The 13,411-nt window shown below is 74.3% G+C and carries 9 protein-coding genes; 6 read left to right on the top strand and 3 right to left on the bottom strand.

Going from position 1 to position 13,411, the window contains the following annotated elements:
* Positions 1–82: 82 nt before the first annotated feature.
* Positions 83–799 carry a helix-turn-helix domain-containing protein gene (locus tag ACY0MR_RS02950; protein ID WP_473558907.1) on the bottom strand — a complete coding sequence of 239 codons (717 nt, stop codon included), beginning with the start codon at positions 797–799 and terminating at the stop codon, positions 83–85.
* 512 nt (positions 800–1,311) lie between these two features.
* On the opposite strand from ACY0MR_RS02950, the gene ACY0MR_RS02945 reads away from it, so the two are divergent.
* Positions 1,312–3,036 (top strand): nucleobase:cation symporter-2 family protein, encoded by a 1,725-nt coding sequence (locus ACY0MR_RS02945; RefSeq protein WP_473558905.1) that lies wholly within the window; start codon positions 1,312–1,314, stop codon positions 3,034–3,036.
* A gap of 144 nt (positions 3,037–3,180) precedes the next feature.
* Positions 3,181–3,852, top strand: a complete 672-nt coding sequence (locus ACY0MR_RS02940) for an SAM-dependent methyltransferase (protein ID WP_473558903.1) — start codon at positions 3,181–3,183, stop codon at positions 3,850–3,852.
* A 35-nt stretch (positions 3,853–3,887) separates the two neighbouring features.
* Here ACY0MR_RS02940 and ACY0MR_RS02935 read toward each other — a convergent pair whose 3' ends face one another.
* The gene (locus tag ACY0MR_RS02935) at positions 3,888–4,643 is read right to left on the bottom strand and encodes a thioesterase II family protein (protein ID WP_473558901.1); all 756 of its coding nucleotides are present in this window, start codon (positions 4,641–4,643) and stop codon (positions 3,888–3,890) included.
* 276 nt (positions 4,644–4,919) lie between these two features.
* Positions 4,920–6,260: a COG1470 family protein gene (locus ACY0MR_RS02930; protein WP_473558899.1), complete on the bottom strand. Its 1,341-nt coding sequence runs from the start codon at positions 6,258–6,260 to the stop codon at positions 4,920–4,922.
* 205 nt (positions 6,261–6,465) lie between these two features.
* Here ACY0MR_RS02930 and ACY0MR_RS02925 point away from each other — a divergent pair, with 205 nt between their 5' ends.
* The 4 genes from ACY0MR_RS02925 (at position 6,466) to ACY0MR_RS02910 (ending at position 13,372) form a co-directional block, all read left to right on the top strand.
* Positions 6,466–7,188, top strand: a complete 723-nt coding sequence (locus ACY0MR_RS02925) for a helix-turn-helix transcriptional regulator (RefSeq protein WP_404081479.1) — start codon at positions 6,466–6,468, stop codon at positions 7,186–7,188.
* A 183-nt stretch (positions 7,189–7,371) separates the two neighbouring features.
* Positions 7,372–10,560 (top strand): hypothetical protein, encoded by a 3,189-nt coding sequence (locus ACY0MR_RS02920; RefSeq protein WP_473561667.1) that lies wholly within the window; start codon positions 7,372–7,374, stop codon positions 10,558–10,560.
* Positions 10,557–11,270, top strand: coding sequence for a Pvc16 family protein (locus ACY0MR_RS02915; protein WP_473558897.1), 714 nt, complete (start codon positions 10,557–10,559; stop codon positions 11,268–11,270). The genes ACY0MR_RS02920 and ACY0MR_RS02915 overlap by 4 nt, the downstream gene beginning before the upstream one ends.
* A gap of 8 nt (positions 11,271–11,278) precedes the next feature.
* Entirely contained in the window at positions 11,279–13,372 is a 2,094-nt protein-coding gene (locus ACY0MR_RS02910) for an AAA family ATPase (RefSeq protein ID WP_473561665.1), read from the top strand.
* The last annotated feature ends 39 nt before the right edge of the window (positions 13,373–13,411 follow it).

The raw sequence follows: 13,411 nt of genomic DNA, 5'->3' as shown, positions 1-13,411 counted from the left end.
CCGGCGCGCAGCTGTCCGTGCTGTGCGTCGTGCCACTCCGTCCGGCGAAGTCGGAACAGTTCCTCACGGGGCGGCGTGGGTGTCAAGAGGCGGGACGGGCCGGGTTGACGACCTCCCGGACGTGGTGCCAGAGGTGCAGGTCGATGTGTTCGAGGAAGTCCGCTGCCCGGGCCTCCGCGCGGGCCGCCTGACGGGGCGGGCCGCCGGCCGCGCCCTCCCATTGCTGGTAGGTGAGGTGGAGGCGTTCGAGGGCGTGGCCGAGTACGGCGGGGTCGAGCGGCACGATGCGGGTGAGGGCCCCCACGTAGGGCGGCCACCAGGTGGTGGCGGCCTCTCTGAGCAGGACGCGGAGCCGGCCGGTCCTGCCGCACGCGGCGACGAAGCAGGCCGGTGGCGGGCAGAGGACTCTCAGGAGGGCGTCCGTCTGGGCGGGGGTGCCCTGCCAGCGGTTCCGGCGTTCGGCGTCCTCCCACTGGCCGCGGGTGAGGCCGAGCTCGGTCGCGGTCTCGTTGACGGTGAGTCCGGCGACGGTACGGCACTGGGCGAGGGTGCCGGGCTCTTCGACGAGATCGACCGGGGAGCACCAGAGGGCCGCCGCGAGGGCCTTCACCTGGGTGTTGTCGGGGGTGGCGGCGCCGGCTTCCCACGCCTCGACGAGGCCGGGGTGCGCGGGGTGTCCGCAGTAGGCGGTGACGGCCCAGGCGACCTGGCCGAGCGTCAGGCCGAGCTGGGCGCGGACGGCCGCGGCACGGGTGGGATCGAAGCGGGGCAGGGCGTACGGATCGTCTGCGGGTGGCATAGCGGGACACCGTAGGGACCCCGCCGTCCACGGCCAAGGGCCGGAGCGGTCTCGATGTCGGCTCCGCCGCCCGGCGTTCGGCTTCTTCGTCGGATCTCCTGAGCGGGCAGACCGTCGATGACCTGCTCTTTCATGGGAGAAGGCAGGCGAGTGGAGAGAAGGGGAGGCTGAGGCGACTGTCGGTTCCTCCAGAATCCGCGAGGAACTGGCGGCTTCTCTTGGGGGAGTTGACGAGGTTCAGGCCGGGCCATAAAGTCCCGTCCCGTCCACAACGGAAAACTTCTTCCGTCATGCGAAACCTGTGGTGACAGCCGCCCACCCCTGCGGCTCGCCCCCACCGGCCATGCTCCCGGTTCGGGCCGTCCCCCGGCACCGGTCACTCTGCCCACACGCCCCCGGCAGTCCGCTGCCCGCGGGCGGTGTCTCAAGGACCTGCCTTGCTGCCCCGCGCCACTGACCATGCATCGCCGACCCCACCCCATCCGGTCGACGAGATCCTTCCCGCCCGCCGCATGCTGCCCGCCGCCCTGCAACACGTGGCGAGCATGTACGCCGGCCTGACCGCGCCACCACTGATCATCGGCAGCGCCCTGGGGCTGACCCCGGCCCAGCTCTCCGCCCTCCTGGCCGCCGCGCTGCTGATCGCCGGCCTCGGCACGATCGCCCAGACCCTCGGCGTCTACGGCGTCGGCGCCGGGTTGCCCCTCGTCAACGGCGTCTCGTTCGCCGTCGTGTCACCGGCGCTCGCCGCCGCCGCCACCCAGGGGCGCGACGGCGCCCTCCCGGCGATCTTCGGGGCCACCCTCGTGGCGGGACTCCTCTGCCTGCTCCTCGCTCCCGTCTTCTGCCGACTGGTCAGGTTCTTCCCACCGGTCGTCAGCGGCTGCGTCATCACCCTGGTCGGCATCTCCCTCCTGCCCGTCGCCGGCACCTGGGCCCGGGGCGGAGACGCCGAAGCCGCCGGCTTCGGCTCGCCCGCCGACCTGGCCCTGGCGGCGACGACCCTCGTCATCACCCTGACCGTGCACCGCATGCTCTCGGGCCGCTTCCTCGGACGGGTCGCCATCCTCATCGGCATGCTCGCGGGCACCCTGATCGCGATCCCGCTGGGCAAGGTCGACCTCGACCCCCTCGCCCAGGCGCCCCTCTTCGCCCTGCCCACGCCCTTCGGCTTCGGCACCCCGCAGTTCGTCCCCACCGTGATCGCCACCGCCGCGGTCGTGATGGTCGTGTCCATGATGGAGTCCACCGCCGCGCTGCTGGCGCTGGGCGCGGTCGCCGAACGGCCGGTCCGGGACCGGACCATCGCCGGAAGCCTCCGCGCCCTCGGCCTCGCCACGGTCCTCGGCGGCGTCCTCGGCTCGTTCACCAGCACGTCGTACGCGCAGAACGTCGGCCTGGTCTCCCTCAGCCGGATCCGCAGCCGCTACGTGGTCACGCTCTGCGGCGCCGTCCTCGTCCTGATGGGCTTCGTGCCCGTCCTGGGCTCGCTCGTCGCCCTCGTCCCGCTGCCCGTCCTCGGCGGTGCGGGGGTGGTCTTCTTCGGCTCCGTCGCCGTCACGGGCATCCGTACGCTGGCCAGGGCCGCCCTCGGCACCGGTCACAACGCCCTGATCGTCTCCGTCACCCTCGCCTTCGGTCTCTTCCCCGTCCTGGACCCGGACTTCTACGCCCGTCTCCCCGCCCCGGTGGCGACCGTGCTCGGCTCGGGGATCACCGCCGGCTGCCTGGTCGCGGTCCTCCTCAACTACCTCCTGAACCACCTGGGCCGCGGCACCGAGGCCGACCCCGACGCGATCTCCGCGGAACAGGTCACCGCCCTCGACACCGCGGACACCGTCCTCGGGCCGGAGCATTCCTCCGACCGGACGCCCTTCCAGCCCTCCGGCAGCCCCTCCGGCACCCCTGACCACGGCCGTCACACCAGGGGCACGGCTCCGGCCTGGCCCTACGTGACCGGCCCCGTGGACCCCACCGACATCGGGCGGCACCACCGGCCGCACGAGGTCCCGGCGCCGCCCCACCGGTCAGACGAGGTGCCGCCGCTCCACCCCTCTGCCGCTCACGAAGCCGAACTCCCGCCCGCCGTCACCGAGAACGCGGTCTTTCCCGGCCCGCTCCACCCGCTCCACCCCCGGCCCACCGGTCGTCCCGACCGTCCCCGGCAACGGCACGGTGCGGAGGCCGACTCCTGGCAGCATCCGCAGACCCCCTCCGCATCCGGCGACAGCCAGTAGAGACGACCTCCCCCGACCTCTTCGCAGAGCCCGGCATCGCACAGGCCCGGCGGAGAGGTGGCGCCGACCCACCCGACCACCGCCGGATGCGTCCCGGGAACCCGTGTCCCACCGATTCCCCGGCGACAAGACGAGGTAGCCCCGATGACCACCGTTTCCGCCGCCCGCCACCGCGCGGGCGGCTCCCCGCGCGGCGGCACGCCCCGCCCGGGCCCCGACGAGAGAATCGCCCAGGTCGTGGCCGAGGCCCTCGGGTCCGCCCGGACGGTCCTCGACCCGGATGCGCTGCCCGGCCTCGGCACCACGCGACTCCCGTTCGGCGACGGGAGGTTCGACGCGGCGATGATGCTCTGCAACGCCCCCGGCGTCTCCGACCCGCTCTCGCGGCTCGGGGAACTGCGCCGCGTGACACGGGGCCCCGTCGTGGTCCTCGCCACCGACCCCTCGCGCGTCCGCTCGTTCTGGCTGGACCGGTACGCCCCCGAGGTCCTGGCCGTCGAAGCGCGGCGTCATCCGCCGATCGCCGAGCTGACCGCCGTCCTCGGGGGTTCCGCCGAGGTGCGGAGCGTCCCCGTTCCCCTCGACTGCACCGACACCTTCGACGAGGCGTACTACGGAAGACCCGAGAAGCTCCTGGACCCGTCGGCCCGCCAGGCGGGGTCGGCCTGGAGCTTCGTGGACGACCGGGTCCGCGAGGAGTTCGACACGACCCTGCGCCGCGAACTCCGGTCGGGGGAGTGGGACGAGCGCTTCGGCCACCTCCGCCGCCGGCCCGTCTACGAGGGATCACTGGTGATCGTCCGTGCCATCCCCTGACGTCCTCCCGGGGACGCGCCACCCCCGGGGTTGCGTCAGCGGTCTCCGGCCAGGTGACCCGAGAGCTCGCGCATCAGCGTCTCGTGCTGCTGGAGCAGGTAGAAGTGGCCGCCGGGCAGGACCCGTACCCGGAAGCCCTCGGGTGCGACATCCGCCCAGGCGTCCATGTCCCGTACCGCCACGTTCGGGTCCGTGTCGCCGATCCAGGCGCGCACCGGACAGCCGACGGCGGTGGGGGCGCGGGGTCCGTAGGTGCTCACCACGGTGAAGTCCGCCCGGACCGCGGGCAGCACGAGCTGTCGGATGTCCGGGTCGTCCAGCAGGGCGGTATCGGTCCCGCCGAGCCCGCGCAGTACGGCGACCAGCTCGTCGTCCTCCTTCCGGTGCAGGTCGAGCGGGGTCAGCCGGTGCGGGGCCTTGCGGCTGGAGACGTGGAGGGCGGCGGGCGTGACGCGGTGTCGCTCCTCCAGGCGCAGCGCCACCTCGTAGGCCAGGGACGCGCCCATGCTGTGGCCGAAGAGCGTCAGGGGCACGTCCGCGAACGGCAGCAGCGCCGCCGTGACCCGGTCGGCAAGCACGTCCATCCGGTCGACGAACGGCTCGTTGAACCGCTCCTGGCGTCCGGGGTACTGCGCCACCAGGACCTCGGTGTCGCCGTCGAAGGCACTGCCCCAGGAGTGGAAGAAGCTCGCGGAACCGCCCGCGTGCGGCAGGACCGCCAGCCGGCGCCGGGGCGCGGGAGTGCCGGAGTACCTGCGGAACCACGTCGTGCTGTCCGTGCCGGTCGTCATGTGTGCGTACACCCCGTTCTCGGGTTCGTGGGGTGCCAGTGTCCCCGCAGGGCCCGGTGTCCGGACGCGGTGGGGGTCCGGTGGCGAGCCGCTTACGTGTCTCGGCGCTTCCGGGACCGGCGGCCGCACACGTGTCGGCCCCCACGAACACCAGGGTGCGTGGGGGCTGATGCGTGTTTCGAGTCCTGGTCTGACGATTTCAGGCCGAAAGATATGTCGGACTTTACAGCTGCGATCGAAGCCGATCGATAATGCCGTGGACGGGTAACGTCGGAATCACTCGGTGCTCTTGAGCGCACCACTCACGTTGACGACCTCGTGGCACTCCCGCGCCTGCTGTCCCGTCGCGGGCGTACCGGGCTTCGTACAGGTCACGTCGATGGTGACGGTGTCCTTCGCGCCGATCCTGATGGGAGTCACCCAGTGGTAGTCCTGGTTGCGGAACGTCTCCAGCGCGATCGTAGTGATCTTGCGGTCCCCGAAGGTGATCGTCATCACCCCTTCGTCGCCCTGGAAGTTCGCGACAACGATGTCCGTGATCCCGAACACGGTCTTCTCGGGGACCGTGTACGTCCCGGTCCTGGACTGTCCCGCTCCCGACCTCAGGTCGATGGTGGCCGAACTCTGCCGTCCCCCGCCGGTCGCGGTGCCGTCGTCCGTGCCGGTCGAACCGTCGTCCCCGCCGCCCACTCCACCGCCCGTTCCCGGCTTCTGGCTGCTGCCGCCGGACGGCCGGCCCGGGCCGGGGGAGGAGCCGTCCGAGCCGCTCTCCGTCGGGATCGGGCGGGGCTGCACCGCCTGGGTGGCCGCCTCCTCGGCGGCGCTGCGCACGGCCGGCCGGACCAGCGTGAACCAGGCGATCAGCAGCGCGAGCAGCGCCGCGAGCAGCAGGAGCAGCCACTTGGGGAAGACCGGTATCTGGACGAACTCCGCGTCCAGCGTCGGCGCCGCGTGGGGCTCCTCGGCACGGTCCTCGGTCTGCTCCGGCTCGCCGGTCTCACGGGAGTCCACGGTGAACGGCCAGACCACGGGGTCGCCGAACCACACCGGGCTCGCGGTGCGGACCCGCAGCCGGAGTTCCTTCGACTCGCCGGGCTCCAGCGCCGGTTCCGCCGGCGTGAAGGCGAACCGGAGCTCCTCGCCCGCCTGCCCGGGCGTGAACCCCACCCGTACCGGGGTGTTGCCCTGGTTGCGGACGGCCAGCAGATAGCGGCCCCGGAGCCAGCCGCGCCGGCGGCGTGGCGAGAGGTCGGTCCGCAGCTCGTGGAACGCGCCGACGCGCACCACGGTCTCCAGGACCTTGACCGACTCGGGCTGCTCGTTCGGAAGGATCCGTACACCGAGGGGCAGCTCGCCGGCCCGTGTCTCCGGCGAGCGCGGCGGTGCCAGACGGAGCGTCACCGTCTCGGACGTGCCGGGATAGAGGGAGAGCCGCTCGGGCTCGACGGTGGTCCATTCGGCACCGTCACCGACGACCTTCAGGTCGTACGCCTCGACGATGTCACTGTCGTTGCGGACGGTCAGGGTGGTGGTGGCGATGTCACCCGGCGTCACGGACACGGCCGGGATGTCGAGGCCGGGCGCACCGGGACCGGAGGAGGCTGCGGAAGGCGTCACCCGCCCCACCGTAGGAGACCTGACAGATCCGTACGAGGCACGCGAGGGCAATGTCCGGGCAGCCCGGCTGCCCGGCAAGCACAAGTCAACTCTCCGGTAACAATGGATTTCTAGTCTGGAGAGCCGCCTTCGACACACCGCCGGCCCGTGGTCGGCTCGTGTCGTGTCCGCCTTCCCCCCACCGACTCAGGAAAACAGGTACCCGATGTTCCGCACCGAGGAGAAGAGGCCGGTCGCGACCGGCAGTACGGCGCACGACGCCGTCCGGGGCCACCCGGACCCCCATGCCGCCGGCTTCGGCCGCCCGCGCCGCGTCACCGTGGCGGTCTACGCCGCCGACCCCGTGCTGCGGGTCGGCGTCGTCCAACAGCTCCGCCAGCGCCCCGAGACCGAACTCGTCGACGACGCGGACGCGGAGAACGCGCAGGTCTCCCTGGTCGTCGTCGACGCCCTCGACGACGACGTGACCGCCCTGCTGACCCGGCTGAGCTACAACGGCGCCACCCGCGCGGGACTCGTGATCGGCACCCTCGGCGTCGGGGCGCTCCAGCGCGTCGTCGAGTGCGGGGTGTCGGCGGTACTGCGCCGCGCCGAGGCCGACCAGGACCAGCTCGTCCAGCTGGTCCTGGCGGTGGCCAACGGCGAGGGCGTGCTCCCGGGCGACCTGCTCGGCGAGTTACTGGGACACGTCGGCAGCCTGCGCCGCGCGGCCCTCGACCCCGGCGCCCTGCCCCTCTCCACCCTCACCAGCCGGGAGGCGGAGATGCTGCGCCTGGTCTCGGAGGGCCTGGACACCGCGGCGATCGCCCGCAAGACCTCGTACTCCGAGCGGACCGTGAAGAACGTCCTGCACGAGATCACCACCCGCCTCCAACTGCGCAACCGCGCGCACGCCGTGGGCTACGCGCTCCGCAACGGGCTGATATGACCGTCCCGTCGGGACCGCGGCCCGGCGGCCGGCGCGACAGCCGGAGGGAAGGCGGCGCTGCCCCAAAGTGCATCCCGCCCTTCCCCCGGGTGCGGCCCCCGGGCCCTCCCGCCGCGTGCGCCGCCGCCGCACGATGACGGGGGGCACCTCCCGGTGCCGCACCGGACGGAGAAGGGCACCGTGATGAAGACCGCTGGCCCCGGTGGACGGCACCGCCGGGGGAGACTCGCCTCGGCGCTCCTGCTGCTCGTCCCCCTGCTGGGCGCGACGGGCGTGGTCGGGCCGGACGACCCCCGGACCGCGGCGGCCGCGGCGGACGCCGCCGAGACCACCCGCATCGCCTACGCGGGCACCGGCCACCGCAGCCTCGGCGAACCGGCCTCCACCGACTCCAGCACCCCGCTGTTCGGAGCGGGACCCACCCACTACGACACCGACCCGTCCGCCCTCGGCGACCGACTGGTCTTCGCGAGCCGCCGCGACGAGAAGCACCCCCAGATCTATCTGCGGGGCGCCGACGGCGGAGTCCTGCGGCTCACCAGCGGCCTGGACGCGGCCCGCCCCCGGCTCACCCCGGACGGCGGGTCGGTGCTCTTCGACGCAGCCGACCCGGCCGGCGGCTCCCAGCGCGACCTGTGGCTGGTGCGCACCGACGGCACCGGGCTGACCCGGCTGACGGACACGCCCGCCAGCGAGGAGGACCCGGCGGTCTCCCCCGACGGCGCCCGGATCGCCTACTCCAGCGACGCCGACCCCCTGGCCGGACGGCAGATCTACGTCCGCGCCCTCACGGGCGGCATCCCCACCCGGCTCACCGACCCGGCCCGCGGCACCGCCTCCGAGCCCGCCTGGAACCCCGTCGACGACGACGTCAACCGCGCGTGGATCGCGTACACGTCGACCACGACCGAGGACGGGCGGACCAGGCAGCGGCTGCGGATCACCGACGGCACCACCGACGAGCCCCTGTTCACCGGCGCGTACGCGAACTGGCAGGGCCACGGGGCGGCATGGCTGCCCGACGGGGACGGGATCGTGTTCCTCAGCCCCGAGACCACCTGCACCTGCAGGACCCCCTACGACCACGTCTTCCGGTCGGTCGTGCACGCCGACCGGGAACCCTCCCTGGTGCTCGACGAGGACCGCGACGTCCTCTCGCCCACCTGGATCGGCCCCGCCGAGGGCGGCCACGCGATCGTCGAGCGCAGCTCGGCGGCGACCGCGCACACGGCGACCCTCCAGGACATCCGCACGGACGGTTCCGACCCGCGCGACCTGGAGCGGAAGATCCTGCGCGAGGACCCCCAGGCCGACACCAACACCGACCCCGCCAAGGATCCGCTCTTCCGGCCCGCGCCCCCGTTCGACCCGTGGACCGAACGGCAGAACTACACCCCCGACGGGCGCCGCCTCGTCCTCACCCGCTTCGAGGGCCCCGACGACGCGCGGATCGAGCGGATCTGGACGGCCGACGCCGACGGTACGAACGAGGCGCCGATGCCCCTCGACGGGCGCGGCCCGCGGGACTGGGACACCGACCCGACGTTCTCCCCGGACGGCACCCGCCTGGCCTTCACCCGCACCTCGCCCGGCGGGGTCGGCGAGGCCGCAGGAGACAGCCGCATCCTCCTCGCCGAGGTCGCCACCGGCCGGATCACCGGCGAGATCGTGCCCCCGGCCGGTGAACTCCGCGGCCGGGACGCCCAGCCGACCTGGTCCTCCGACGGCACCACCCTGGCCTTCACCCGCGCCCGGCAGACCGCCGGGGGCGGCGGCAGCAAGCACGTGTGGACCGCGTCCGTCGCCGACCCGACCCGACAGCGCGACCTGAGCGCGACGCACTGCCCGCGCGACTGCGACGTCATCGACGACAGCCCCGCCTTCTCGCCCGACGGACGCGCCCTCGCCTTCAACCGCAAGAACGGCGGCGGGCGGATCGACGAGCGCAACGGCCTCCTCCTGACCACCCTGTCCGGCGACGCCTGCCAGGTCCTGCTGCCCACCGCCGCCCGCGGCCAGGACGGCGCCTGCGAACGGGAACTGCCGGACACCACGCTCACCGGTCCGCACCAGCCGCGCGACGCCGCCTGGACCGCCGACGGCAAGAGGCTGGTCTTCAGCTCCCGGGCCGCCGCCGCGGTCAACAGCCCGGAGAAGCTGAACGTCCTGGACGTCGGCTCCGGCGACGTCACCCCGCTCACCGCCGAGCTCGCCGGACGCCAGAAGGAACCCACCGTCCAGCAGTCCGTGGACCTCGCCGTCGAGGCACCCGGCACGACGCCCGACGTCACCGTCGGCGCGTCCGGCACGGTCACCGTCCACGTGGTCAACCACGGCCCCGCCGCCTCGCCCGGCACCCGGCTCACCGTCGTCCCGCCGTCCGGTGTGCGGATCACCGGGATCGAGTGGCCCGGCGGCACCTGCGACGCCGCCTCCCTCCAGTGCGACCTGGGCGTCGTCGAGGCCGGAGCCCAGGTCCCCGTGGACGTCACGCTCACCGGCGTCACCGCCGGCGACGCACCTGTCGACTGGTCGGTCACCGGCGCGGTCCTCGACCCCCGGCCCGGCGACAACGACGGCCGGAGCGTGATCCCCGTACGCGAGGCACCCCCGACGCCTACCCCCACGCCGACCCCGACCCCCACGCCCACCCCGACCCCGACGCCGACCCCCACCCGGACCCCGACGCCCACCCCGACCCGGCCCCCGCAGCCCCCCGCGCCGAAGGCCGGACCCGGGGTGCGGATCACCGTCCAGCCCGAACCCGGCTACGTCGGCGGACGCGTCGTCGTCACGTACAGCGTCCGCAACGGCCGCAACGCGCTCGCCACCGGACTCCGGCTCAGGATCGGACTGCCCGCCGGGGTGCCCCACGGCGGACTCCCGGCAGGCTGCGACCGGAACGGCGCGTGCGCGCTGCCCGACCTCACCCCGGGCACGACCGCCGTCCTGCGGGTCGTCCTCAGCCCGAAGAAGGCCATGACCGCCCGCGTCACGGCCGTGCTCGACACCACCGGCACGGACGCCGACCGCAGCGACAACACCGCCCGGGAGCGGCTGCGCGTCCTCCAGCCGCGCATCGTCGCCGTGCCCGACATCGGCAAGCCCGGATTCGTCACCTCCGTCCGGGGCGTGGACTTCCCGCCCGGCGTCCCGGTGCGCTTCAGCTGGAACCCGGGAATCACCGCCGCCGCCTCGCCGACCTTCCCGAAGGCGGACGGCACGTTCATCGGACAGCTCCTCATCCTCGCCAAGGACCAGACCGGGCCGCGCACCATCACGGCCTCCGGCCCCGGATTCTCCCCGGTGAAGACCGACTTCCTGGTCGTCAGCGGCACCGTCCAGCCGCCGGACGGGGTGACCCGCCGGTGATCCACGAGGTCGACGAGGGCCTCAGGCGGCTGCTGAACGGCAGCGGCCTGGAGGCCTCGGGCATCGAGGTCACCTTCGACGCCCCCACCCGCGACTGGGCGGCGCGCCGCAGCGCCCCCACCGTGTGCGTGTTCCTCTACGACATCCGCGAGGACGCCCTGCGGCGCGGCTCCGGGACCGGCGAGGTCTACGACGAGGACGGCCACCTCGTCGCGCGCCGCTCACCGCCGCGCTGGTTCCAGCTCACCTACCTGGTGACCGCGTGGGCCAACCGCCCGCAGGACGAGCACCGGCTGCTCTCCCAGGTCCTCGCCGCCCTCGTCGCGCAGGACGCGCTCCCCGCACCGCTGCTCACCGGCTCCCTCGCCGAACTCGGCCTGACCGTCGGCCTGGAGGCCGCCGGACCGGTCATGGACGCGCCGGCCGCGGCCGACGTCTGGTCGGCGCTCGGCGGGGAGATGAAGGCCTCCCTCGGGGTACGGGTGTGGGCCCCGCTCGCCGGGGTGGCCAAGGCCGCCGCACCCCCCGTCACCGAAGGACTCGTCGTCCGCTCGGTGGCCGCCCGCGACGGCGCCCCCGAGGAGGCGGACCAGGGTCGCAGACTGCGCTACACCGAGGTCGCCGACCCCGGCCGCGACGGGTTCACCGGCCCCCGCGAACGCCCGCCCGCCCCGGCCCGCCGACGACGCAGAGGGGACCGGCAGCCGTGACGCACACCATCGAACCCCTGACCGGCGGCGGGCCCGGCGCCCGGCGGCCCAGCGCCCCCGACGCCCTGTGGACGCGGCTCGCCGCCGTCGAAGCGCGCGTGCGGGAGGCCGTGGCCGCCCGCCGTGCCGTCGACCCCGACCCCGACGATCCCTACCGGGGCCAGTACCTGGCACCCGACGCCGCCGCGCGGATCCTGGACGAGCCGCCCGGCCTCGGCCTGCCACGGGCGGAGCCCTGGCGGCCGCCCGCCGGGTCCCTCCTCGGCGTCCTCGCGGAGCGCTTCGGTCTGACCCCGCTCGACGTGGACCTGCTCCTCGTCGCCACCGCCCCGGACCTCGACGCCCGCTTCGAGCGGCTCTACGGCTATCTCAACGACGACCTGACGCGCCGCCGGCCCACCGTCGGGCTGGCCCTGGAGCTGTGCGGACTCGACGGCACCTCGCCCGCCCGGTTCCGGCTCGCCCCCGGCGCGCCGCTGGTCGACCACGGTCTCCTGGAGGTCACCGAACCGGAACGGCCCCCGCTGTCCCGGGTCCTGGCCGTGCCCGACCGCATCACCGCCCACCTCCTCGGCGACGGCCGGCCCGACGCCCGCCTCACCGGGGTGCTCGACGAGGTCCGCGCGGACCCGACCGCCGAGGCGACGGACGTCCGCCGCGCCGCCGCGGCCGCCACCACCGGCGTCGGACTCGTCCATCTGCGCGGCCGGGGCGGCGACGCCGGGGGACTGGCAGCCGCCGCCCTCGCCGACGCCGGGCTCGGCACCCTCGTCCTGGACGCGGCGGCACTCGCCCGGCGCCCCGCGGACGTGCCCGCGCTCGCCCGGGTCCTCGCCCGTGAGGCCCGGCTGACCGGCTCCGGCGTCGTCCTCGGCCCGCTGACCGCGCTGCCCGGCGAACCCGTCGAACGGGAGCGGGTCCTCGCGTCGCTCTGCTCCGCGCTGCGCGGTCTCCCGCTCCTCACCCACGGCACGACCGGCTGGGACCCGGTCTGGGCGGCCGACACCCCCGTCGTCCTCGACGTCGGGCCGCCCTCTCCGGAACGCCAGGCCGCCCGCTGGCGCCACGCCCTCGACCGGGCCGCCGGCGACGGGGGCGCGGCGACCGGCGACGTCGCGGCGCTGGCCCGTGCCGTCGCCGCCCACCGCCTGGACTCCGGGCAACTGCGCCGGGCCGCCGACGCGGCCGTGCGGACCGCCGCCCTGGACGGCCGCCCGGTGGCGCCCGACGACCTGCGGACCGCCGTGCGGGCACAGAACGGCGCGGGACTCGACCGGCTCGCCCGCCGGGTGGAGCCGGCCGTCGGCTGGGACGACCTGGTGCTGCCGCCGACCACCCACCGCCGGCTGCGCGAACTCGCGCTCCGCGCACGCCACCGCGAGCAGGTGCTCGGGCAGTGGGGGATGCGGCCCGGCGGCGGCCGGGGGCGCGGGGTCGTCGCCCTGTTCGCCGGCGGGTCCGGCACCGGCAAGACCATGTCCGCCGAGGTCGTCGCCGCCGACCTCGGCATGGACCTGTACGTGGTGGACCTGTCGACGGTCGTCGACAAGTACATCGGGGAGACCGAGAAGAACCTGGAACGGATCTTCACCGGCGCGTCGGCGGTCAACGCCGTCCTGCTCTTCGACGAGGCCGACGCCATCTTCGGCAAACGCTCCGAGGTCAAGGACGCGCACGACCGGCACGCCAACATCGAGTCGGCGTACCTGCTCCAGCGCATGGAGTCCTTCGACGGGATCGCGGTGCTGACCACCAACCTGCGGGCCAACCTCGACGAGGCGTTCACCCGCCGCCTGGACGTCGTGGCGGACTTCCCCGTGCCGGAGGCGGAACAGCGCCTCGCGCTGTGGGAGCGGTGCCTGGGCTCCCGGCTGCCCCGGAGCGAGGACCTGGACCTCGCCTTCTGCGCTGACCGCTTCGAACTGGCCGGCGGCTCGATCCGTGCCTGCGCGGTCACCGCGGCCTATCTCGCCGCCGAGTCAGGGGAGCCGCTCACCATGGGGCAGGTGGTCACCGCGGTGGCCCAGGAGTACCGCAAGCTCGGACGGCTCGTCCTGGAGGGCGAGTTCGGGCCGTACCTGGCGGAGGCCGCGGGAGCCTGAGGGAGGGATCCGACGCGAGGGGCCCGCGTCCGAGGGTGC

It is taken from the genome of Streptomyces sp. JN8 (genome assembly GCF_055808075.1).
This window is presented reverse-complemented; position numbering and strand designations above follow the sequence as displayed.